This window comes from Planctomycetia bacterium (genome assembly GCA_034440135.1).
In the GTDB taxonomy this organism is placed as follows: domain Bacteria; phylum Planctomycetota; class Planctomycetia; order Pirellulales; family JALHLM01; genus JALHLM01.
Genome location: JAWXBP010000126.1, coordinates 1 through 22,673 on the forward strand (window position 1 = coordinate 1; position 22,673 = coordinate 22,673).

Here is a 22,673-nt window from a genome sequence, read left to right on the forward strand (position 1 = left end):
ATGGTGGTTCTCCAATCTCCTGCAAAGAGCGGCCAGGCGAACACCGCCTGACCGTGGGGAACCACCATCTTCTATTTCAACTATCCGGGGGACAATCTCATGCGAGGAGAGAAAGAATATGAGATTGCAGTTACGCTCATCGCTGCAGCCACTGTCCTGTCAGAACCAGCCAGGCTCGACGTTGCACGGAAACATTTGACTAATGCTTGCCTATTTGGCCATCAGGAAGCCCTTACGCTATTGGCGAAACAAAACTCCGAAGAGCGATGAACTAGCGCTGACCATAATTCTGTCCATGGCGAAGCACGATTGACGGCGCCGGAATGGCATGCCACCGGCGAGATCGCCCTCCACCCAATGCACCTTCTGCCCTCCCTCACTCGCAACCGACAATAGATGATTCGGCTAATCGATCGGCAGCACCTCAAGTGACGCAACTGACGGGAGAAGCTTATGGCGGTTTGAGTAGTCGGAGGAGGAGTACGAAGGGGGTGACAAATGGTGCAATTTCGGAAATATCGCTAGTTTTCCTCCGAGAAAGACAACCGCACCACCCTGACGATCTGACTTATGTAACGCCGCTGCTGTTCACGATTGCCTTCGAGTCGCTGCCAGCCGTCAGGGCAGATTTTGCGGCGTTCGTCGTCAGGCAGAAAATCATTCCAGTAATCCAGAATTGCCGCCGGCCCCATTCCCTGTTCGTGCAATTCGAAAAACTTCATGTTGCGCGATCGAACGCCGCCAGGCTTTTGCACCAGCGGAAGGGCCACAAATGATTCTGGCCCTTCAGTTTTGAGCCATTCGTGCGCCACACCGGCATCCAACACACGATGCTGGTGCTCTGTCAGGCCGGTGCAGATTCCCGCGCGGAGTTCCTTTGTCATTTTCACGCTGGCGATGCGTTCCCAATCGCTCGAAAGCGAGGCGATCACGGGCGATGCGCGGCGAATTACTTGCTCCGCGACGAGGTGATAGTTGAGGCCAACGTAGTTGCCGATAACCACAATATCGTCGTGAAGATAGCCGAATTCAAAAAGTTCGCCGTCGGAAGAAGAAACCAATTCCAGGTTTCTCTGAAAAGACTCGATACAGACGTCGATCATTCCGATGCGACTGCCAAGGCTCTTTCCGATTGGAATTCGGAGGAAATCCGCTTCAAGGAACCGCAGAGCCTGCAGGCATTGCTGGGTGCAGAAGCAAAGCCCTGCCTTCTCCAAATCGTCGTCCATGATCCTCATCCTTTGATGCCAGGCGGCCGTCGGCACCGAAAGACGGGATGAGGTCGTCTCGGCGCCGGCAGCCTGAGCGGGAGCTACCCGCTAACCCAGCAATATCGGTTCTACCGTAGAACGGCGAGTTCGCCAACTAGCGCGACCACACTGGATTTCAGGTCCAGTGTGGTCGTGCGCCGAAATGTCGCGGAAACACTCCAAAAGTCTTCCAGTCGCGTCCCAAAAAGTTGCCGAGCGCCGCGACGTCGAAACTGACAAAGTGCCAAACACAAGGCGTTTTTGGCAGCCTAGCTACTCGTTAGTCAGCCTACCTGAGGATTCAAAATCCATTGAGGGCAACCTCGTGTGGGTTCGACTCCCACCTTCGGTATCTCTTTTCTGACAACACGTTACGACGACGTTGGGCTGCGAATAGACCGATGCCTAGATGCGAGACACTCCAATAACACGCACCACGAATGGTCATCCGAACCGCACCGCTGCACGCAGTTCATGAAGACGTAACATACGCTTTTGTGGATGGTGCTTATTTTCGCCTGGCGGTGCAGAACCTGATGGGTGAGTTTTTCCAGCCTCCTCTTGAGGTTGATTTTCAGCGGCTTCGCGGTGCCCTTGGTGCCAAGAGGCTGTTTTATTACGACTGCGTCTACAACAAGCGCCGCCGGAATGAATCAAAACCCCAGGCAAAGCAACGCATCCTCGAGAAGCGTCGGTTCTTAAATGGCTTGCGTTCGTTGGATGGCATACATGTTCGACTTGGCGTAATTGCAGGCGACGGAAAGCGACAACGCCAGAAGGAAGTGGACGTTCGTCTGGCAGTCGACATGCTAGATCACGCGTATCGCGGCACATATCATCGGGCGCTTCTTCTTGCTGGTGATCGAGATTTCAAGCCCGTCGTTGACGCCGTCGTGCAAACAGGCGCGCTCGTTCGCGTAATGGCGGAAAAGAGATCGTTAAACTCAAAGCTGGCATTCGCTGCCGATTCTTTCACACATCTGACGCTCCCTTGGTTGTACAACAGTATGACAAGCGAATTTCAGGTTAAGCAGGAGCTGCCAACGATGTGCTCCGGCGGTAACATTCCGCCAAAAGATGCAGTTGAAGTGAATGCGAGTCGGCCAGGCCTTCGACTCCTACAGTCGCCAAACGCGCTTTTTTGGATCGAGTTACCAAACCACAATTGCTGGGCTTCGTTCGCAGACCGGTCACGACTTGAGGACTTTGCCCGCGTCATGGCCCCGCGCTAGCTGGCAGAAGTGCTGACAAGAGATGGCACGAATAACTCAGCCACGGCCGGCTTCAATTGCCTCACGCGGGTCGCTGGGCCACGCCAAGGCAATACTTGCGCGCGCCGACTCATCGGTTTTGCTTCCAGATCAACCAAGGCTTCCAAGAGTTGTTGATCGTAACCATGAAAGAGTGCGTCGGTCGCCTGCTGCCACGATCGATCTTGGCCAACATTGCTCGTCGACGCTCGGCCAATGGCACTGACACCGCGCGGAACGGAACGTTCCGCTCGTGTCGGCTCGGGCTGCCCGGCGCCGAAGTTGTTGCGGACGGCGTTGAGGTCTTCGATGTCGACGCGATTGTCTCCGTTCGTGTCGCCGAGGACGCCAGGTCCCGATTCGCCGAAGCTGTTCCGCACGTTGTTGAGATCCCACACATCGACGACATTGTTGCCGTCGGTGTCGCCCGGCGGCTCTAACTCGTTCTCAATGTCGATCACCGCCACGAGCGACTGCGAGCTGCCGTCGGTGCTCGTGGCCAGGATGGTGATGGCATGACTCACGGCGATTTCATAGTCCAAATTCGCCGGCCGCTGAAACCACGCCGGTTGATGCGTCGATCGCAAACAGTCCGCCTGCGTCGTCTTCCAGACTGTAAAAAACAGCGTCCGAGCCATCTTCGTCCTCGGCGAAGGCCGTGATGCCCACCGGTGTTCCGGGAGCGCTGTTCTCCGCTACAAGATTGGCGCCGCCGTCTTGATCGACAATTGGCGTGACGTCGAATTCGTCGACGTCTAGCACGTCGATCGTGAATTGCTCCGTACTGAAGCTGCCGTCGGTGCTTTCGCCGCGAACGGTGACTGCGTGGCTGACCGCCGACTCGAAATCCAAACCGCCCGCGACGGTCACCGCGCCTGTGGTCGGGTCGATGGCGAAGAGGCCGCCGGCGTCGTCGGCCAGGCTGTAGCTTACGCTGGCGGAACCGTCTTCGTCCACGGCGAAGGCGACGATGCCGACACTCGTGCCGACCGCGCTATTCTCCAGCACGGCGTTCGCGGCCGCGTCTTGATCGGCAACCAGTCCAACGTCGAATTCGTCGACGTCCAGCACGTCGATCATCCAAGTGGCTACGGTCGAGCTGCCGTCGCTGCTCGTGGATCGGGCGACAATTGTATGGCTCGTGGCCATCTCGTAGTTCAGCGGGCCGGCCAACATCACCACGCCTGTGTCCGCATGAATGGTGAACAGGCCGTCCGCGTCATCATCAAGACTATAGCTCAGCACCGCGGAACCATCCGCGTCGATCGCGAACGCCGTAATGCCGACAGATTGTCCTTCGACACTATCTTCCGCAGCCACATTCGGCGCATCGTCCTGGTCGACCGTGCTGGAGATATCGAATTCGTCGAGATCGCTGACATCGATGCCGAAGCTGGCGGTGGAGGAACTGCCGTCGGTGCTCATGGCGCGGACGACGATGTCGAAGTGCCGGACGCCCTCGTAGTCCACGCTTCCATTGAGCGTGACAATGCCGCTCGTGGCGTCGATGGCAAACAACCCGCCAGCGTCATTGTCCAGAATGTAGACGACGGTATCACTGGCATCCGGCTCAGCCGCAAACGCCGTGATGCCGACCGTGGCGCCGGGCGAAGCGTCTTCGGCCACTACATTGTCAGCGGCGTCGACGTCCATCGGCGTCCCGACCGGCGACCCCGTTGGCGCGATCACGTTCGAGCCCTCTGCCGTCATCGATCCGGCGCGCAGAAACATGAACGAGACGTCGCCCAATTCGGCGGGGTTCACGCCTGGGAATGGATTGCCGATCGAAACGGAATCGTTCCCCGCGAGCGTGGCAATGCGCGGAGGAAGTATGATTTCCGAGAGACTGAAAGGAGTGGGGTTCGCTGTCGAAAGTCCAATCGCGCCTGGCCCGAGTGTGGCCGTCTCGTTGCTCAGGAGATCCCAGTTCTGGAAGTCAGAAGAAAGCCTTCCCTGGGGATCGGCGACGGTGTAGCCAACGAAGGAAATGGGCGCCGCCGTCGTATTGCGGATGTGGAACGCACCGGAATTGTATTCCAGAACCAAATCCTGGCTGATATTGGCAGTGGGGATAGGGTTGCCGCCGACTCGAATCCAAAAATTGTTCTTCAAGTAATTGAAGTCCGTGAGATCGACGTCACAGTCGTCGTCGAAATCGGCCGTGAGAACGGGGAATTCCGGTTCCGTGGACGCTCCAAACTGTGCCCGCATCACGGCGTGGTCGTTGAGATCGACTTGCCCGTCGCCGGTGGCGTCGCCGAAGGAACTCAGGCCGCCGCAAACGAGCAACGCGCGGCGCTCCAGGAGTTCGAGTCCAAGTCGGCGACGTGACGAGCGAGCGCGAAGCGAGCGTGACATGGGGCGAATTCCCGAGCCAAGTGGAGATGGAACAAGTGGCCCGCGACGCACATTGCGCCGCGGGCCGGAGCACCTACGGTCAAGTGAACGATCGCGACTCCGTTAGGCAGCCGGATTCGAGTTCTTGCCACGCCGCCGCCACTTCAGCCCACCAGCGGTCAAGCCGAGGCAAGCCCAAACCGCGATCGAGGCGGGTTCGGGGACGACGTGGTTGTTGGGTTCGGTGAGTTTGAAGTCGAAATTGAAGCTCGCGTCCACGGGTGGGGCTGCGGCGAAAAGCCTTGAAAAGACGTTGAGCTGATATTGTCCGGCCGCAAGTGCACCGCTGGTGTCCGTTGTTCCTGTGCCATAGCGCGCGTCGAGTGGCACGTAGCCGAATCCATCGACGAAACTGTACAAGACGGCCTGAGCATATGATGGTTCAGAGCCTTGAGTGACAAAGAGATCGGAGAAAAAGCTGTAGTTATAGACTTCGTCCAGCGTGAAGTAGAGGATGAGGTTTGAATCAACCCAATGCCCTGTTTCGGTCTTGACGCTCCCGGTTCCAAAGAAGTGGTTTTCTGCCAGATCGATCGTCGAATTTTGACTCGCCTCCATCAGGCCCTCCAAGCCAGCGACGTTGATATAGAACGATGCAGACTCATTAAAGAGCCCGTCGCTTGGTCCGAATGCCAGCCCTGTAGCGTCGGTATAGATGTTGCGACCCACGGTGTCGACCGACACGCCAGCCGGAGCCTTTGAAGGGATCGCCAAGGCGGCGAAAAGTGCGAGTGAGAGCAACTGAACATTGCGCATTTGGTTGTACCTCAAGTTGCGGGAAAAGGAACGAAACAGATTGATTTCAATGCGATCCGCGCGTACCGGTAGCGTGGCTCAAGTTGGGTTGAGTTTGCGAAATGGGTTGGAGTTAGAGTCGCTCGCCGCGCGAAGCGGCGGCTGGGACTAAGTTGTTGTGATTTGTCGGTCTTTCGGACGGAAGATCAATCGACCAGCGAACGAGCGAGCACGTCTCGCCGTCGTCGCAGGTCGTCCAAAGGCTTTTGCCGTCGGGCGCGAACGTCAGGTAACTGACGCCTGGTAACTCATCGATGCGAAACAGCTCCTGTTTCGACATCACCGAAATCAGGCGCACGCCGCGGTTGCCGTCGCCGATGGCGATCAATCGCCCGTCCGGCGAAAACGCGATTTGACCGGGCCGCGAGCTTGCATCCGCGCCGTTCAGACGGGATTGGAGTACGCCCGAGAGCGCATCTCGCAGTTCGATGGAACCGTCGATCTGAACCGCGGCGATCAACGTCCCGTTGGCCGCGTAGGCAAGGCGGCGATTCGCCGCGTCCTTGAGCGAGTATCGTTCCCGGCCCGAGTCGGTTTCCCAAGCCGTGAGGCGGTTGTCGTCGTAGCGGCAGACGGCAAAAGACTTTCCATCTGGTGCGAACACCATGGCATTGGCGGAATTGCATGGCACCGTTGGGACGCTGTCGGATTTCGCCAGTTCGAGTAGGTGCGTCTCAGTCGCCGTCAGCGCCGCCAGGCGACTCCCAAGCGGCTGAAAGGCAAGCACGTGGACGTGTTTGGAGACGTCCCAGGCACGGATCTCGCGCAGTGTTTTCGCATCGATCAATGACACTTCTCCGCGACGCGTGCCCACGGCCAGCGTCCCGCCATCGTGCGACAGCGCGAATGTCGTGACCGGAGCGTCGTTGAGCGGCATCGTGCCCAAGTGTGTCCAAGGATTCACCTTCCAAAGATCGATTTGTTCATTGGAATGGCAAGCTACTGTCTGTCCGTCGCCGGACAGAATATGGTGAAGCGACGTCGACTTGATCGAAAACAGGACTTCGCCGCCGATCGGCCGATCGAGGCTCCACACGCGCGCCGCGCCGTCGACGCCGGCCGTGACGATGCATTTATCGTCAGGCGACCGTGCCGCGGCCCAGACGCGCGAAGCGTGCGTATGCCGATACGGCGTCTTGATCGTCGAATGGATCGCGTCTTGAAACAACCGCCCTTCGAGGTCCACCGCTAGGAAACGCTGCCCGTCGCCGCGCAGTACCACGGCTCGTTGCCTGGTACCTGCATGCAACGCGCTGACCACGCGTTCGCCGCTTGCCACGCTAAGCAAAACTACATGGCCCTTGTTGTCGCCTACCAGGAGGTTCGCGCCCGGCCGATCAAAGCACAACGAAACCGGTTGATTGATGTGGCGAGATTGCATCCAGGCAATCTCCCAGTCGGCACTACGGTAAAATCGTAAATGGCCGTCGCGCGAGCCGGCCGCCAAATGCTGGCCGTCGGGGGAATACAGCACCACGTTGATCCGATGGTTGGCATCGATCAGACTGCGGGCGAGCTTGCGACCGGCGAGATCCCAAATGCGCAGCACGTAGTCTTCCCCGCCCGAGGCCAACCATTGTTCGTCGGGGCTGATCGACAGGCTCAACACGTTGCCAACATGCCCTTTGAACGTATGCAACGGCTCGCCGTCCTCCACGCGCCATTGACGTACGAGCCCGTCGTCGCCGCCGCTGATGAGTTCCGTACCATGCCGGAAAAACTGCAAGCAATTCACGTTGCCGTGATGGGCGTCGATTACGCGCAACGGCGCCCCGGTCTGGGCGTCCCAAATCCGCACCGTGCCATCGTGACCGCCGGTGGCGATCCGCGTTCCGGTCGAATTATAAGTGACCGCGGAGACCGGTCCCTCGTGACCGCGGAGGACGAGTTCTTCGTCATTTAGGGCGCGGTTCAGCCAGTGCCAGGCGAAATCGCGCACGTCCTGCTCGCCGGGCGCCGGAATGTGACGATCGAGCAGCTCTTGCGCCAATGTCAACTTGCCGTCTCGACGCGCTGCATCGATCAAGGGGACATCATGAACGTAGGTCATCTCGCGCAATTCCAGATTGCGCGCATCGCTCTTGGCGATCTCTTCGCGCAACCGGTGGTTATGCCAAAGTGCGCCGCTCAGCAACAGCATCACGGCGCAGGTCGCGACAGCCAGCAAGGCCGACACCGCGCGATGACGGCGCACCCACTTTGTCGTCTGGTCCCAGCGTGTCGCGCGGCGGGCCAGGATCGGTTTGTGTTCCAAGAACCGCCGCAGGTCGTCGGCCAGGGCCTGGGCCGTGTCGTACCTGGCGGCGGGTTCCTTGGAGAGAGTCTTGAGGAGGATTGTTTCCAGGTCGAGCGGCATACTGGGAACAATCATGCGCGGATACGCCGGATCCGTCTCGGCGATCTCGCGCAACATCGCCGCGCGCTCCTGCCCCCGCACGACCGGCCTGTCCGTGGCCAATTCGTACAGCGTCGCGCCCAGCGAGTAAATATCGGTGCGGTGATCGATCATCGTCGGCTTGCCCGACGCCTGCTCCGGGCTCATGTAACGGAGCGTGCCGAGCAAGTCGCCGGTCATCGTGAACTGCGCGTCTGCCCCGATCCGCGCCAGGCCGAAGTCCGTGACCCAGACCTTGCCGGCGGCGTCCAACATCAGATTCGACGGTTTGACGTCGCGGTGAATCACGCCCATCTGATGCGCGTGGTCGAGCGCCTCGGCGGCCTGAATTCCCAGCCGCGCGACCGCGGCGAAGAAGCCAGCGTCGCGCATCGTGATGGCATGGCCGGCCCGCAAGGTGTCCGCGGGAAGTGCTGCGTGCGAAGGGATGACTGACGAGTCGGCGTCGCTTTCCGCGGCCGTCGACTGACCTTCCCGTCGGCGCGCCTGGATCACGTCCGCCAGGCTGGGTCCATCGACGAACTTCATCGCGAAGAAGTGGATGCCGCGCTCGCAACCCACGCCGTACACCTCGACAATGTTCGGATGATCCAAATGCGCCGCGGCCAGGGCTTCGTTCTTGAATCGTTGCAGTTGCCGGGGATCGAGCACGGCGGCCAGCGGCAACGTCTTGAGCGCCACGCGACGGCCGAGCGACAACTGCTGGGCTTCGTAGACAATGCCCATGCCGCCCCGGCCAACCTCGCGGACAATGCGGTAGTCTCCCAGCGGTTCCGTGAACGGAATGGCCTCTTCGGCAAGCTGAGTGAGCGACGCCGCCGAGGCTTCGACATCGGGTGCGGCCTGTCGCACCAACCGCAGGCCTGACAGGCAGTCGAGGAGCCTTTCGGCGATCGTCGGATGGAGTTGAACGAAATCGCGGGTGGCCGGAGCGCGGCCTGCGGCCGCCAGGTCGAGGTATTGCTCCAACGCATCAATCAGCCGTTCGTCGTCTGGCTGGCTGGGTTCGCGGCGCACCAGGGCAAGGGCTTCCGCGCGGCTCGCTCGCTCAGAAGGCATGATCGTCCCCCCAACCGGTGCGCAATTGTGCGAGACCTCGCATCCAGAGCTTCTTGACGCTATCGACCGATCGCCCCATCCGCTCCGCGACCTCGGCGAAGGACAGGCCCTCCAGGTGACGCAGCACCACCGCGTCACGATAGTGCGGGGGCAGTTTCGCCAACGCATTGGCCAGCAACACCGCGCGCTCGCGTTCGGCGTAGCGGTCGCTCGGCGATTCGCCGTCCGTCAGCGCGCGGGCGAGCGCCTGGGAGGATTCGTGCAATTCCTGGTCAATGCCGCATTCCAGATTGATTTGGCGGCGCGCGGTGCTGCGAAAGCGCCGCGAGAAGTCCAGCAGGCTCGTGGCCAGCACGCGGCGAAGCCAGGCGGCCAGCTCTTGTTCGGTCGCGCCCTGGAACTGGGCAAAGGCGCGATGCGCGCGCAACAACGCATCCTGCACGACGTCGGACGCGTCGACTTTGCTTCTCAGGCGGCGATCGAGATGTACGCGTGCCAACAACTTCAAGTATTCCCGGTAGTAAGCGAGAATTTCCCCGAGCGCGCCGTCGCTGCCTTCCCGGGCGCGGGTGAGGAGCTCCACCAAATGCTTCGGCGTCGACCCGCTCACCATGCAAATACGATCCTCTCAGGCTAGAGACGCGAAAAAAGGAAAAACGGGCCGCTCGCAGCAGAAAATTCTGGCGTCAGCGCCCATGATATGACGCAAACCATTGGCGTTACAATGGTTGCGAATGAACCGAAATGGACGCAGTTGGAGAAAAGACCTGCGTCACGTCGATGGCGCGTCGAAGACCCGCCGCCTCAAGAAAAGAGCGCGGACTAGGTGCCGACAGTCGCGGTCGACTGCATCTCGCACGCTGAGAGCAGCGATTTCAGCCACGCGGCGGCCGGGCAAAGAAACGGCCGGAACTTTTCCAACATGCCCTGATCCTGGCGGTACAGGAGCGCCCGGTGCGGGCCAAGTTGGCTGGCTGCCGCCGAGTCGATCAATAGGCTGGAGTCCGCGGCGCTCATTTGCAAAAGCACGAGGTTGTCGAACTCCTTGAGAGCGGAGCGTTCCAGCGAGCGATTGAAGTTGGCCAGCGAGTCGCACCAGATCAGCGTATGCAGTCCCAGCGCCGGCCCTTCGCGCAGGAGCTCCGCGAATTGTCGATCCGCGCGCGCCGTCGCCTCTTGTCCCGATCGGCCGTATCCGAAGTCGTCGTCTTGGCGCCGGAGTTGGCGCAACATTGCCAAATTGTGAACCAACAGATACCAAGGCGCCGCAGTGACTTGCCCCTCGCGGCGACGTTCCAGCTCCGCTGCGAATCGGCTCATTACGTCCGCGGCGTCGCCGCCGGGATGGATGGCGAACCGATGTGGTGAGGAGTTCGCCAGTTGGAGCGTCGAAGCGTCGAAATCGTGGCCCAATTTTCCCGCGTGCAGCAATACGCAGGTTGGCGCGCCCGAGGACGCGTCAGCCTCTGGTTCAGCCGTCAACAGGCTTAAGAGCGCCGCGGCCATCATGCCGCCGGCGAGGCGATCGTCTTGTCCAAGCCAAAGGAGATTGGCGCCGTGTCGATGTTCGAACGTCACCTGCGTGATCCCGTCCAATGCCAGCGCCTCGCCCAGGCAAACGTGCCGCGCGTCGCCATCGCGAGGTTCGCGCGCCGCACTTGCGAATGCGGCGCTTTGCGCAATGTCCGCCGGCTGCGAGCCTTCGAAGACAACTTGCGCGATTTCGCCTTCGCCGCGCGATTCCGCCAGGGCGCTGATTTCGTCGAGGTAATGTTCGCGCCGGTCGTCGGGCGTCCAAACGACCTGGAACAGGTGATTTCCTTCCGCGAATCCATTGGCGTCGTTGTAAATCGCCTCGCCGGGCCGAGTCAGAAGCTTGGCCGCCGCATTGTCGTCGCTGAGAATCAACTGCGCGTCGGCTTCGTTGCATTGCAGCGCGATGCGGACGGCCATTTGGCCCAGCGTGCTCCTCGCCAGGCCATACGCGCCGCCGAGCGTCTGCGAACCGAGGATCACGTGAATGCCGAACGCACGGCCTTGCCGCACCAGCCGGTCGAGCAAGAGCGCCGCTTCTTGCGCGATCTTGTCGTCCTGGACGAAATACTCTTGAAACTCATCGACAATCAGCAGCACGCGCGGTAGATCGTGCCCTGCGTCGCGATAGGCCGCGACGTCCTGCACGCCCAGGGCGCGAAACTGTTCTCCGCGGCGGCGCATTTCGCGATCCAATCGCTGCATCACGCTCAGGCCGAATTCCCGCTCGCTCTCGATGGCGACCACGCGGGCATGCGGCAGGCGATGTGTCACGTACGGTTTGAACTCGACCCCTTTCTTGAAGTCGATCAGATACATCTGCAGTTCGCTTGGCGCGTAGCGCAGGGCGGCGTTCGTGATCAGCGCGTGCAACAGCGTCGACTTGCCGGAGCCGGTCTTGCCGGCGATCAACACGTGTTGCGACGTGCCTTCTCCGAGGCGCAGGTGTTGCAGCCTGGTTGCACCGGCGCGGCCCAGCGGCAGGTTGAGCCCCCGCCGGCTGTCGGCCGTCCAGTATTCATCCGCACGCGGAGCAATGGCTTCGAAGGGCACTTCCACGCGTCGTGTCGCGATCGCCGCTTCTCCGGCCGATTGAAGGAGCGGCTTGCACATTTTCTCCGGCGGCGCATCGACCACGACCGACAACGGGTCCGTTTCGTCGTGGCGCCAGAGGACTTCACCCGCCGAGATCTGGAATGTCTCCAGGTGCTGGCGCAACTCCGCCAGTTGCTTTGCCGCCGCGTTACCGAGGCGTTCGTCGGCACTGATGAGCAGATGCACGCCGCAACGCGGCCCGGCCGCAGCGATGCTGGCCAATCGGCGCATCGTGGCATCGGTTACGCCTTGCGAAAAGTTGGCCATGATGACGACGCGCAGCGGCTCCGCCATTTCGCCGGCCTGCCGGTTGTAGTCGTGAATCGAGGCGAACTCGTTGCGCAAATACTTCTGGATCACCGTTTCCATATGTTCGGTGATTTCCGCCAACTTGCGTTCGATCTGCGCAGGTTCCGTCCAAATGCGATGCCCGACGAGCGCTTCGTCATAGTCGGCCAGGTGCATCCAGCCGGCGAACGCCTCGCCCAAGCCGGTCGGATCGATGATCGTAAAGCGGACTTTACCGGGCGGCAGACTGGTCAAGAGCCGTAGCCCGACCGTTTGCACGAGTTGAATGGCTTGATCCCGATCGGCAAGCTCGCTGGTCACCAGCAGCGACAACTGATTCGGAAAGCTCAACGCCGCGGGCAAATCATTGTCGACGCAATCCAGCGGTCCCGGCAGTGCGAGGGTGCTCGCGGCGAACGACCCCAGGCGAACTGCCCGGGGAAATTCGCCGGGCTTTGGCGAATGCTCCGCAACTGACTGCCAAACGGGACTGGTCGTGTGCAGTTCGCTTTGCAATGCGACTAATTCAGCGCAGGCCTTGGCGAGGGCAATCCGCGATTGCGACTGACGCTCCGCGAGAACGTTCGCTCGCCTTACTTCAGCGGCGCCCATTTGCTCGCGCAGAATTGCCTCAATGTTGGAGGAAGTCGCCCGCCATTGCTCTCGGGCGCCGGCAACGCGTTGCTCACCCAACGTTTGGGCCTCGGCGAGGTCTCGTTGAGACGCCTGATCCAGCGCGAGCATTTTCTGGTCGGCATCATGAGTCAATTGCGGAAGCTCGGTCTGTTGTCGGCGCCGGCATGCCGCGGCAACCGCGGCGCGGTCGTCCTCCGCCCGAGCGAATTCCCGATCGCGATGCGCACGGAGTTTCCGCTTCCGTCGACGGCTTTCCTCCGCCGCTCCGCGGAGCGCTTGCTGGCAGAGCGCCGTCGCTTCGGCCAGCGACCCACGCAAGGTTTGCTCCGCGACGGCAACCTGGCGGCGGGCAATCCGCCTCAGCCAGAGCGTGGCCGAGAGCGTGACGACGGCAATCAACGCCGCGGACGAGACCGCCATCGCCAACGAGAATGCGCCGAACAACAAAAAGCACACCGGCGCCACCAACGCGGCGGCCGCCAGGAGGATTGTCAACCAACCGGCGCCGCGCACCAGACGGGGGAGTCGCAGCGCCCTTAACGCGCCCAGCAGCAGTGTGGCGCGTTCAAGTGACGCGTCGATTTGCTCGCGTTGCGTCCCTTCACTAGCGCCGTCGTCGCGGGACTGCCGCTCGAAAGCTAAGGCCGGTGCAGGCGCAAGGCCGAGATACGCGACGCACTCGTCGGCATGCCGCTCGATCGAGGCGAGGCTCCTCTGATGCTGCTGAATGCGACGTTGAGCGCGCATGGCTTGGTCGGCGAGTCGCTTGCTTTGAGCTTCGTAGACCGAATGCGCCAACCAGCGAGCCTCCGTGTAAGCCTGCAAGGCCTGCTGCTCCAACAACGCTACCGCGCCGGCGACTTGCTCCACGGCCCAATCACGAGCCGCTTCGATCGCCTGCTCCTCGATTTGCAGGCGCGTTTCAGTTGCCTGCAATGCCAGTGAGCATTCCCTTTCGGAGCGCGCGATCTCGTCGCGGAGCCGGCTTGCGGCGGCTTCCGCAGCGGCTTCCGCCTCCTGCCGAGCGGCAGCCTGCTCCTTCGTATGCGCCAACTCGGTTGCCCGCTCGGCGTCCGCCCAATGGCTACCCAAGTCCGTCAGCGTGCGCAAAAGTCGAAGCGATTGTTCCGTGGGCGTCTCGTCGACTTTGGCGAACATGGCAATCGATCCGGATGGCTACTGGTGTGGAGGACGAATCACGCGTCGCAGCGGCTGTCTCGTTTGGCGCGGACCAACACGTCTTGGAGGCGATCCATCGCGCTCATCGCCGCGGAGACGTGAACGAAGAGCGGTTTTAGGAATTCCTCATCGAACTCACGATACTTCTGGTCGTCCCATTCCGTCAGCGTATCCTGCCAGTGCAGCGCGAGCAGTTCCGACGCGTGATCCAGCCGCGCTTTTGCATCTTCCAGGCTCATGTCGTGGCGCCCTCCGAATCCGGCGTGTCGCGCACCTGGGCCATCGACGCCGACACCTGTCCGGCATTTCCCGTGGGAATCGCAACCGCCGCATACTCGTGCAGTCGCTCCGCGAGTTGTCGCAGTCGCGATACGGCGCGGGGAACATCGCACGTCAGGCTGTTGACGAACGCCGCCATCTGCATGCGATAGTCGTCCACCGCTTGGCGCACCACAGGAATCCACCGCCGCACCCGTTGCAGCTTTTCTTCCGTCGCGACTAGGCGGCGCTGAGCGGCTTCCAGCACTTTTCGCTCTTGCAGGCAGGACGGCGTATGCTCCGGATCGATGGTCGCGGCGCGGGCGCGCAGCAAATCCACCTTGGCTTCCGCGACCTTGGCCTCGCAGCGCCGCAACTCCTGCTTCCAGAAAGCGGTCTGCTCGTGTTCAAGCCAATCGACGAAACGGTTCGCCTCGGCTTGAACCTCTTCCAGCGTTTGCCCGGAGGCCTGCGCGAACCGCAACAGGTCCGCGCGAAAGCGGTCCAGCGCCGCGATGGAACCGACATTCGCCGAGCCGTTCATGGCTGGTCCTAGCGTTGCCGCAGGTACTCTTCCGCGCGATCCGCTTTTCGTAACAGAAAAGGGACGTGCTCGTTGGCCGCTTCGACGAACTTGCCGATCGACCGAAGCGTGGCCGTAAACTCCTCGACGAACTTCTGTTGCTCCACATCGCGCCAGCTTTCGCCGAGCGACAAGAGTTGCGCATGCAACCCCAGCATCTGACCATGAAGCTCGCTGTTGAAGCGTTTCAGATTGTGCGCAAAACGGCGCAGCTCGGCCGGATCTACGATGGCCTGAGACATGGTGCCCTTCCCGTTCCTGGGGCCGCAGTCAAGCGGCGCCAACGATGCTCTGTCCCCATGCACTATAGTCAAGCCGAATCCATTCGGCAAATCTGGCGTCTCCGATGACCCGACCCGAGGGCGAATCAGCTGTTCGGCGTAGTTAGTATAACGGCTGTAGGAGGCGTCTCCCGACGCCGATGGATATGGCGCTATTAGCGAGAAAGCCTAAAAGCTTGGTGCTCGCGTCGTACTTATCGGCGTCGGAGACGCCTCCCACAGTCGACGGCTGATTCGCCCTGACACTTGATACCACTGGGTGTCCAAGTCCCTGATCCTGCGATAAGTTGGTGTCGCGTCACAACCGGAAGTCAGAAACGGCGGTTCGATGGAAGACGAAGCGACGGCGATTCAACAGCTCGTGGAGCGCGTGCGGCGGGCGGATACGGCCGCCCTGGCGGACTACGTCCAGGCCAAGCGGCCCCAGTTGCTGGGGTTCATTGAGAAGCAGTTGAGCGCCGCGCTGCGGCGCAAGGTCGACCCCGAGGACCTGGTACAGGAGATCAGCGCCGATGCCTTTCGCGCGCTGGCACAGGTCGATCTCGCCGAACGCGATCCCTTCTCATGGCTGTGCCAGATCGCAGAGCGGCGGATCATCGACGCGCATCGGCGCTACTTTGGCGCGCAGAAGCGGGACGCGGGGCGCGAAGTGCAATTGCAAGGCGGCGCGGATAGCAGCCAAAGTCCGCTGGTCGATTTACTGATCGTCAGTATGACCTCGCCCAGCAGCGCCTTCTCGCGCAACCAGCGCGAGAACCTCCTGCTCGCGGCGCTGGACAAGCTGCCGGGCGAACAACGTGACGCGCTCCGCATGCGCTACATCGAGAATCTGCCGTCCAAGGAAATCGCCGAGCGCCTCAATAAATCGGACGTCGCCGTCCGTGTGATGCTGACGCGTTCGCTGAAGAAACTCCAAGAACTGCTTGGCCCGGAAGCGGCGCCGTAGTCGGAGCTAGTTCGCCGACAGGTCGCGAGGAAAGTCGTCGATGCCCATGGATTTGAGCACCGATTGCCCCGCGATGCGACGCAGCGTGGCTTCCCAGAAACCTTCGCTGACTTGGAACAAATCCTCCGGCCGGGCCGACGCGGTGAGCCAGCCGCCGGCTTCCAGTTCACGTTCCAACTGCCCTTCGCCCCAACCGGAATAGCCGACGAAGTAGCGCGCCGGCTGCGCGTTGTGCAGAATCAACGATTCCAGATGTTCGGCGGCGACGCTGTAAAACACGCCGGGTATCACGTCGTTGCCGCCAATGTCTTGGTTGCCGTGCAGCGCCATCAACGGACCGTCGACCGGGCCGCCTCGATAGATGGAATCCCGCGTTCCGCAAGTCGATTCGCTGACCTTGCTCCAAACTTGCTGGACGGAGACGTTGGTGACATGTGTGAGCACCAGGCCGAAGGCGCCTTCGGAATTGTGATGGATGATCAGCACGACCGTGTGCGCAAAGTTCGGATCGTTCAATTCCGGCGCGGCGACGAGCAGATGCCCCTCCAGGCTCGTTCGATCGTCGGATTCGGAATCGCTCACGTGGCTCGCCTTGTTATGTCGCGGTGCGGCCAATTATAGCGTTTTCGAATGGCCGCCATACCGTACCGGAACTCGCGGCCGAACGCCTGCGGCGTGGCATTATTTCAAAAGTTGAGAAACATCCGACACGTACACCCGCCGCGTCCCGTCCACAAAGCCATTGAAGACGACTCGGCGAAAGGTTCGGTCCCACGCCGGATGGGCGTCGACGCGGAGCGCTTCATTTCCGTCGCCCCCAGGGGACTGTGTGCGCACCAGGGCCAGCAATTGTTCTCGGCCGGAGCGCGTGTCGATCAAGCGAATCGGCGAAGTGCCGTCGCCGGCCGCGACGGCTTCGCCGGGCTTGGCGTCGCTGAGGAGATGCACGCCGTCGCAGTGCATCGAGGGATGTCCCGATCCGATCCGTTGTGGCGCCAGCAGTTCCGGACGGCCCCCTTCGGCAGAAATGCTGACGAAGCGGATCGCGTCGCCGTCTCGGTTGAGATTCATCACAATCCGTTGTCCGTCCGGGAACCAATTCGGATGATGCCCGCCGCGCCGCCAGGCCTCGGCGCCCAGGGCGAGGCGAATCTCCGAACCATCCGTATTCATGGTCAGCAAGTTGGGCTTCATCAATTTGCTGAGTCGCTTCACAGCGCCTGTCACGCCGTGGCTCTTCCGCGCTTGGCGCACTAACCCCGGAATCCGCCTCGCCATGGCGAATGCCAATTTGCGCAATTGTGTTCGCGCGCTCGTGGAAAGACTTGTTTCCGGTAGCCAACGCAGGACGAACATTAATCGATCGCCGGTGGAACTCCATTTCACATGCGCGCCATAAAAGTCGCCGCGCGCATATTCGTTGCCGCGCAACTCCGCGGGCCCGTGCGCGACGATCTCGGCGAGCGAGATCAACAGCTTGCTCGAGCCTGTCGCGATGTCGGTCACGTAGATTCCATCGTCGCTCGCCGCGCCACGATTCTTGGGGCGCGCTGTTTCCGGCACCCAGACGCCGTAGCCAAGCTGTGTCGCCGCCGTGCGCTTCAAACAGGGGCTGACCGCGGTGCGGCCATCCGGAGAGACATGGTAAATCGTCCCGTCGAGTGGACGGCGCGTGCCAGCGGACAGATCGAAGCACACGCCGAACGGTCGCCAATCGCGGATATCGACGTCGTTGTAGAGAAGTTCCCGATCGCTCGCGCCCCACTGCGTTTGCGCGCCGAGTTGCGTGTCCCACCCGCGCGTTTCGTCGACGATCTGTTCCTTGCCTGTTTCGAGGTCGACGACCACAATCTCCGCCACGTCGCCGGGCCGGGGCAGGCGGTTCTCGTAGGGCAAGCGAGTGAGCGCCAAGTAGCGGCCCGAGGGGCTGATCGGGGAGCTATCGAAAAAGCGGTGGATCACCCGGTCGGTCAGCGGTGTGACGCACCAGGTGGGCGCGAGGGGGCCGAATTCCGGATATCGCGGAAAATGCCGATCCAGGTCCGGCAAGGTCATCGGCGACATTTCCTCGTTACTCATGATTTTGCGAGTTCTCGGGCAGTTGGCCAAGGCGTTCGGGCGCGATCCATTCGCGTCGAGAAAGCGTACAACAATCGGATCAGGGGCTGAATGACCGCCTTCTGGCGAACGCATTTGCGCTGACTTATGCAGTTAGCTGGTTGTTACGATTATAGGCCCCGCGATTGGCACGGCTCGCTATCCAGATTGGGCGACGGCCACTACGATCAAGGGGTAGAGTTGTAGGCGAAATGAGGGCCGCTTTGGCCGTTTCCGTCCAATTTCCAGCGATCACAGTCATCACGTCATGTCGAAACACGGTTCCCTCAAGCCCCCCGGCGAAACCACGGTTTGCGTCATGGGGCTGGGCTATATCGGCCTCCCTACGGCCAGCATTCTGGCCAACAAAGGCTATCATGTCGTCGGCGTCGACGTGCGGCCCGACGTGGTCGCCACAATCAACCAGGGGCGCATCCACATCGAGGAACCGGACCTTGATATTCTGGTCCGGTCGGCCGTCAACAGCGGACAGCTGAAAGCGGTCAGCGAGCCGCAGCCGGCCGACGTGTTCATCATCTGCGTGCCCACGCCGATCAATCCCGATCACTCGCCCGATTTGTCCTATGTCGAGCAGGCGGCCCGGGCGATCAAGCCGCACGTACAGGCCGGGAATCTGATCATCCTGGAATCAACGAGCCCGCCCCGCACGACGGATGACGTGGTGATTCCACTGAGCATTCCCGACGGGCTCACGGTCGGCCAGGACGTGTTTGTAGCCCATTGCCCGGAGCGCGTGTTGCCTGGACGGATTCTGCTGGAAGCCGTGCAAAACGATCGCGTGGTCGGCGGCGTGACGCCAGCCTGCGCCGAACGGGCCAAGTCCTTTTACCGTAGCTTCGTCGCTGGCGAAGTGCTGGCGACGACGGCCGTGACAGCCGAGGTTTGCAAGCTCGTGGAAAACTCGTTCCGCGACGTGAACATCGCGTTCGCCAACGAACTGTCGATTCTGGCCGACAAGTTGAATATCGACGTCTGGCAGTTGATCAAGCTCGCCAATCGCCATCCGCGCGTGAACATTTTGAATCCTGGTCCCGGCGTCGGCGGACACTGCATCAGTGTCGATCCTTGGTTCTTGGTCCACGCCATGCCGGAAACCACGCGGTTGATCCGCACCGCGCGGGAAGTGAACGATGCTAAACCGCATTTTGTCGTCGAGCATGTCACGCGCCTCGCCAAGCAATTCGCGTCGCCGAAGATCGGCTGCCTGGGTTTGACGTACAAATCCGACGTCGACGACCTGCGCGAAAGCCCGTCGTTGGAGATCGTCCGCGAGCTGATCCAGCGGAACGTCGGCGAGGTGCTGGCGTGCGATCCGTACGTTTCGCCGAACCGCTTCAAGGAATTCCCGCTCTATGAGCTGAGCGACGTGCTGGCGCAAAGCAACGTGCTGGTGCTGTTGACCGATCATCGCCAATTTCACGATCTCTCGCCGCGCATTCTGAACGAAAAAGTGGTCGTCGACACGCGCGGAATCTGGCGTTGAGATCGAGCATTCGCATGGAGGGTAGATCGTGTCTCGCGCCGTCACCGCCTTTTTGAAATGCCTTCTGGCGGCAGCAATTGCGCTTTCGCTCTTCACTTCGGCCCAAGCGGGGCTGGGGCCTGAGAACGTCTGCCTCGTCGTGAATTCACGTAGCTGGGCGTCGCTGACCATTGCGAATCACTATGCCGCTTGGCGGAAGATTCCTGCGCAGAACATCGTTCACGTCGATTGGGCGGCGCAGATCGACGTCACTTCGCTGGACGAGTACCGGCTCAAGCTGTTGACGCCCATACTCGGCGAAATCAAGGCGCGCGGGCTGGAGCGGCAGATTGACGCGATTGTATACTCCAGCGATTTTCCCTATGCCGTGCGCTATGGAGAGGGGCGCGAGGTCGCCTCATTGACGGGCGTGACGTGCTTCGCGGCCCAGGCGCTCGCCAGCGACACGCCCGATTTCGCGAAGCTGATGAGCCCGTACGCCATTGAAGCGTTGACGAACAAGTCACTCCCCGGCGTGGGCTTTCGCTCGCGGATCGGGCGTCCGGCCGGCACGCCCGGCGAGCCGATGTACCTTTCCGCGATGCTGGCCTACACCAGCGGACGCGGCAATTCGGTGGCCGAAGCGCTCGCTTACCTGGAACGTAGCGTGAAGGCGGACGGTGCCTCGCCGCGCGGCACGATTTACTACTGCCGCAACCGGGATATTCGTTCCACGACGCGCGAACCGGGTTTCGCTACGGCGGTCGCCCGGCTGAAAAAATTGGGCGTCAAGGCGGAAGTTATCGCCGGCGAATTGCCCAGCGGCAAGCAGGACGTCCAAGGCGCAATGCTGGGGGTGGCGAAATTCAACTGGAAACAGTCGCAGGCGACGATCCTCCCGGGGGCGATCTGCGAGCACCTGACCAGCTACGGCGGCATTCTACATCCTCGCAAAGGGCAAACCCCGTTCAGCGAATTGCTGCGCTACGGCGCGGCCGGTTCGAGCGGCACGGTCATCGAGCCTTATGCGCTCGCGGCGAAGTTTCCCGATCCGATGATGCACGTCTACTACGCCGAGGGGAACACGCTGCTCGAAGCGTTTTACTTGTCGATCATCGCGCCGTACCAACTGCTCGTCGTGGGCGATCCGCTGTGCGCTCCCTGGGCACACACCGCGAAGATCACCGTCGCAGGCCTGGAAGCGAACGAATCCATTTCCGCGGTGCGCGAGGTCCGCGTTGATATCGCGGCCTCCGAAAAGGGCCATCAAGCCGCAGCGTGCGAATGGTTCGTCGACGGCCGGCGCGCCGCTGTCACGAAGCCGGACGCCGCGTATTCGCTTGATCCATCGACTTTGTCACCCGGCGCTCATGAGTTGCGCGCCGTCGTGATTGCCGCCATGCCGCAGGCAACGCAATCGCGGGCCATCGTGCCGTTCGTTGTCTCAACGGCGGATATGGCAGAACTCGCTTGGACCTGCCCGGAACGCGCCGTGTTTGGCGAAGGCGTTACGATCGACGCGGCATTTGCCGGCGCCGTAGAAATCGAGCTATACCTGGATGCGCACTCGATCGGAAAAGTCCGTGGCGACCAGGGGCAGATCGTTGTCGACACAACTCGGCTCGGCATGGGCCCCGCACGATTGTCGGTCGAGGCCCACGGGCCTGGCGGCAAGGCAATTGCCCGCGGCGCTGACAAACTGCTGAAAATCTCCCAGCCGGCGCCGCTCGTCAACCGGCGGCAACCGGTAACCGACCGACTGTTGCGCGGGATTGAAGTCACTTGGAAGGGCGGACAAGAGTCGGTGGCGCTCAGCGCCTTGGAATCGGATTGGCTTGCCAAGACCGGCGTTCCAGCCGCCACGCCGTACACCGCGAGCGCCTGGTTCGAAGTCAGCCGCGATGACGTGTATCAATTCCAACTGCGCTTCAACGGCGAATTGTCGCTCACCGTTGACGGAACGCCGCTGCTATCGCAGAAGAAGGCGAAGCTCAAAGAACTGTTCTACGCGCCGGTCGCATTGAAAACCGGGCGACATCTGTTGGAAATCACCGGCCAAAGCGATACCAAGCCGCCGGCGCTCGATCTTAGATACGGCAACACGCCCGTCGACTACATCACCGGCGAGACCTTCCGCCACGCGGAGTAATGCGCTCTACGTCTGTGACCTCGGCCGGCGAAGATGTCGATGACATGCTATCGTTTTCTGCACATCGACGTCCTCTCCACCGGCCTCACAGAGGCCGGCTACAGAAAATGGAGGCGCTACCGCTCGATTCCGTACTCCTCGATCTTCCGATAGAGCGTCGCCCGGCCGATGCCGAGAAGCCGGGCCGCTTCAGGGACGTTGCCGTCGGTGCGGCGGAGCGCTTCGGCGATCAGTTTGCGTTCCCAGTCTTCCAGCTTGAGCGACATCAGCTCGTTGTCGCCGGTATCGCGCAGGCCTAAATCTTCCGGCAGGATTTCTTCGCCGGCGGCCAGCACTACGGCGCTGTCAATCACGTTTCGCAGTTGCCGCACATTGCCGGGCCAGGAATAACCGAGCAGCTTTTCGCGCGCCGGCTTGGAAAAATTCAAATTCGGCCGACCATGCGCCAGCCGGAAGCGATCGAGGAAATAGTCGATCAACATCCCAATGTCTTTGCCGCGTTCGCGCAGCGGCGGTACGTACAATTCAAATACGCTCAGCCGGTAGAACAAGTCTTCGCGGAACTTGCGCTCACGCACATTGACGATCAGGTCGCGATTCGTGGCCGCGATGACCCGCACGTCGACTTGCACCTCGGCGGTGGCGCCGACCGGTAGGAACGGATGACCCTCCAAAATGCGCAGCAATTTGGCCTGCCCCGCGAGCGTCAGTTCGCCGACTTCGTCGAGAAACAGCGTCCCCAGGTCGGCCTGTTGAAAATAGCCGACGTGATCGCGGTCGGCGCCGGTGAATGAGCCGGCGCGGTGCCCGAAGAGCTGGCTTTCCATCAGGTCGGCCGGAATCGCCGCGCAATTCACCGAGAGCATCGGCCGGTCGGCCCGATTGCTGGCGAGATGCAGCGCCCGGGCGACCAGTTCCTTGCCCGTGCCACTTTCGCCGCGAATCAAGACGCAGCCGGTCGCCCGCCCGAGCCGTGAGATCTTCGTCTTGAGTTCCAGC

Annotated in this window: 17 protein-coding genes; 4 read left to right on the forward strand and 13 right to left on the reverse strand. The window is 61.4% G+C overall.

What is annotated here, in order from left to right; all coding sequences use genetic code 11:
- Positions 1 to 521 precede the first annotated feature (521 nt).
- On the reverse strand, positions 522 to 1,229 hold the full coding sequence (locus SGJ19_07075; GenBank protein MDZ4779996.1) for a hypothetical protein: 708 nt from the start codon (positions 1,227 to 1,229) through the stop codon (positions 522 to 524).
- 461 nt (positions 1,230 to 1,690) lie between these two features.
- Between SGJ19_07075 and SGJ19_07080 the strand changes: the two genes are divergently transcribed.
- Positions 1,691 to 2,482 carry an NYN domain-containing protein gene (locus SGJ19_07080; GenBank protein ID MDZ4779997.1) on the forward strand — a complete coding sequence of 264 codons (792 nt, stop codon included), beginning with the start codon at positions 1,691 to 1,693 and terminating at the stop codon, positions 2,480 to 2,482.
- On the opposite strand, the gene SGJ19_07085 is transcribed toward SGJ19_07080, so the two are convergent.
- The 9 genes from SGJ19_07085 to SGJ19_07125 form a co-directional block, all read right to left on the reverse strand.
- A complete protein-coding gene (locus SGJ19_07085) occupies positions 2,479 to 3,024 on the reverse strand; it encodes a hypothetical protein (GenBank protein MDZ4779998.1) in 546 nt (181 codons plus the stop codon). The genes SGJ19_07080 and SGJ19_07085 overlap by 4 nt on opposite strands.
- 7 nt (positions 3,025 to 3,031) lie before the next feature.
- Complete coding sequence (locus SGJ19_07090; protein MDZ4779999.1) at positions 3,032 to 4,858, reverse strand: cadherin repeat domain-containing protein; 1,827 nt, start codon at positions 4,856 to 4,858, stop codon at positions 3,032 to 3,034.
- Positions 4,859 to 4,960: 102 nt separating this feature from the next.
- A complete protein-coding gene (locus SGJ19_07095) occupies positions 4,961 to 5,653 on the reverse strand; it encodes a hypothetical protein (GenBank protein ID MDZ4780000.1) in 693 nt (230 codons plus the stop codon).
- 112 nt (positions 5,654 to 5,765) lie between these two features.
- On the reverse strand, positions 5,766 to 9,146 hold the full coding sequence (locus tag SGJ19_07100) for a protein kinase (GenBank protein MDZ4780001.1): 3,381 nt from the start codon (positions 9,144 to 9,146) through the stop codon (positions 5,766 to 5,768).
- The gene (locus tag SGJ19_07105) at positions 9,136 to 9,759 is read right to left on the reverse strand and encodes a sigma-70 family RNA polymerase sigma factor (protein ID MDZ4780002.1); all 624 of its coding nucleotides are present in this window, start codon (positions 9,757 to 9,759) and stop codon (positions 9,136 to 9,138) included. Before SGJ19_07105 ends, SGJ19_07100 begins: the two co-directional genes overlap by 11 nt.
- A gap of 209 nt (positions 9,760 to 9,968) precedes the next feature.
- Positions 9,969 to 13,856, reverse strand: a complete 3,888-nt coding sequence (locus tag SGJ19_07110) for an FtsK/SpoIIIE domain-containing protein (GenBank protein MDZ4780003.1) — start codon at positions 13,854 to 13,856, stop codon at positions 9,969 to 9,971.
- Positions 13,857 to 13,894: 38 nt separating this feature from the next.
- Positions 13,895 to 14,116: a hypothetical protein gene (locus SGJ19_07115; protein ID MDZ4780004.1), complete on the reverse strand. Its 222-nt coding sequence runs from the start codon at positions 14,114 to 14,116 to the stop codon at positions 13,895 to 13,897.
- Positions 14,113 to 14,679 (reverse strand): hypothetical protein, encoded by a 567-nt coding sequence (locus SGJ19_07120; protein MDZ4780005.1) that lies wholly within the window; start codon positions 14,677 to 14,679, stop codon positions 14,113 to 14,115. Before SGJ19_07120 ends, SGJ19_07115 begins: the two co-directional genes overlap by 4 nt.
- Positions 14,680 to 14,687: 8 nt before the next feature.
- Positions 14,688 to 14,960 carry a WXG100 family type VII secretion target gene (locus SGJ19_07125; protein MDZ4780006.1) on the reverse strand — a complete coding sequence of 91 codons (273 nt, stop codon included), beginning with the start codon at positions 14,958 to 14,960 and terminating at the stop codon, positions 14,688 to 14,690.
- 367 nt (positions 14,961 to 15,327) lie between these two features.
- Between SGJ19_07125 and SGJ19_07130 the strand changes: the two genes are divergently transcribed.
- Positions 15,328 to 15,945, forward strand: a complete 618-nt coding sequence (locus SGJ19_07130) for a sigma-70 family RNA polymerase sigma factor (GenBank protein MDZ4780007.1) — start codon at positions 15,328 to 15,330, stop codon at positions 15,943 to 15,945.
- 6 nt (positions 15,946 to 15,951) lie between these two features.
- Here the strand turns inward: SGJ19_07130 and SGJ19_07135 are convergent, their stop codons facing one another.
- Positions 15,952 to 16,527, reverse strand: a complete 576-nt coding sequence (locus SGJ19_07135; GenBank protein ID MDZ4780008.1) for a YqgE/AlgH family protein — start codon at positions 16,525 to 16,527, stop codon at positions 15,952 to 15,954.
- A gap of 99 nt (positions 16,528 to 16,626) precedes the next feature.
- Positions 16,627 to 18,024, reverse strand: coding sequence for a hypothetical protein (locus tag SGJ19_07140; GenBank protein MDZ4780009.1), 1,398 nt, complete (start codon positions 18,022 to 18,024; stop codon positions 16,627 to 16,629).
- Between the two features lie 286 nt (positions 18,025 to 18,310).
- On the opposite strand from SGJ19_07140, the gene wecC reads away from it, so the two are divergent.
- Together wecC and SGJ19_07150 are read left to right on the forward strand one after the other, a co-directional pair.
- Positions 18,311 to 19,546, forward strand: coding sequence for a UDP-N-acetyl-D-mannosamine dehydrogenase (gene wecC, locus SGJ19_07145; GenBank protein MDZ4780010.1), 1,236 nt, complete (start codon positions 18,311 to 18,313; stop codon positions 19,544 to 19,546).
- 28 nt (positions 19,547 to 19,574) lie between these two features.
- The gene (locus SGJ19_07150; GenBank protein MDZ4780011.1) at positions 19,575 to 21,674 is read left to right on the forward strand and encodes a TIGR03790 family protein; all 2,100 of its coding nucleotides are present in this window, start codon (positions 19,575 to 19,577) and stop codon (positions 21,672 to 21,674) included.
- 116 nt (positions 21,675 to 21,790) lie between these two features.
- Here SGJ19_07150 and SGJ19_07155 read toward each other — a convergent pair.
- A partial coding sequence (locus tag SGJ19_07155) for a sigma-54 dependent transcriptional regulator (GenBank protein ID MDZ4780012.1) occupies positions 21,791 to 22,673 on the reverse strand: 883 nt, incomplete at its 5' end.

Bases quoted from the DNA above. Each gene is read 5' to 3' on its own strand.
- SGJ19_07075 (MDZ4779996.1), bottom strand. From the start codon at position 1,229: ATGGACGACGATTTGGAGAAGGCAGGGCTTTGCTTCTGCACCCAGCAA.
- SGJ19_07080 (MDZ4779997.1), top strand. From the start codon at position 1,691: ATGGTCATCCGAACCGCACCGCTGCACGCAGTTCATGAAGACGTAACA.
- SGJ19_07090 (MDZ4779999.1), bottom strand. From the start codon at position 4,858: ATGTCACGCTCGCTTCGCGCTCGCTCGTCACGTCGCCGACTTGGACTC.
- SGJ19_07095 (MDZ4780000.1), bottom strand. From the start codon at position 5,653: ATGCGCAATGTTCAGTTGCTCTCACTCGCACTTTTCGCCGCCTTGGCG.
- SGJ19_07100 (MDZ4780001.1), bottom strand. From the start codon at position 9,146: ATGCCTTCTGAGCGAGCGAGCCGCGCGGAAGCCCTTGCCCTGGTGCGC.
- SGJ19_07105 (MDZ4780002.1), bottom strand. From the start codon at position 9,759: ATGGTGAGCGGGTCGACGCCGAAGCATTTGGTGGAGCTCCTCACCCGC.
- SGJ19_07110 (MDZ4780003.1), bottom strand. From the start codon at position 13,856: ATGTTCGCCAAAGTCGACGAGACGCCCACGGAACAATCGCTTCGACTT.
- SGJ19_07115 (MDZ4780004.1), bottom strand. From the start codon at position 14,116: ATGAGCCTGGAAGATGCAAAAGCGCGGCTGGATCACGCGTCGGAACTG.
- SGJ19_07120 (MDZ4780005.1), bottom strand. From the start codon at position 14,679: ATGAACGGCTCGGCGAATGTCGGTTCCATCGCGGCGCTGGACCGCTTT.
- SGJ19_07125 (MDZ4780006.1), bottom strand. From the start codon at position 14,960: ATGTCTCAGGCCATCGTAGATCCGGCCGAGCTGCGCCGTTTTGCGCAC.
- SGJ19_07130 (MDZ4780007.1), top strand. From the start codon at position 15,328: ATGGAAGACGAAGCGACGGCGATTCAACAGCTCGTGGAGCGCGTGCGG.
- SGJ19_07140 (MDZ4780009.1), bottom strand. From the start codon at position 18,024: ATGAGTAACGAGGAAATGTCGCCGATGACCTTGCCGGACCTGGATCGG.
- wecC (MDZ4780010.1), top strand. From the start codon at position 18,311: ATGTCGAAACACGGTTCCCTCAAGCCCCCCGGCGAAACCACGGTTTGC.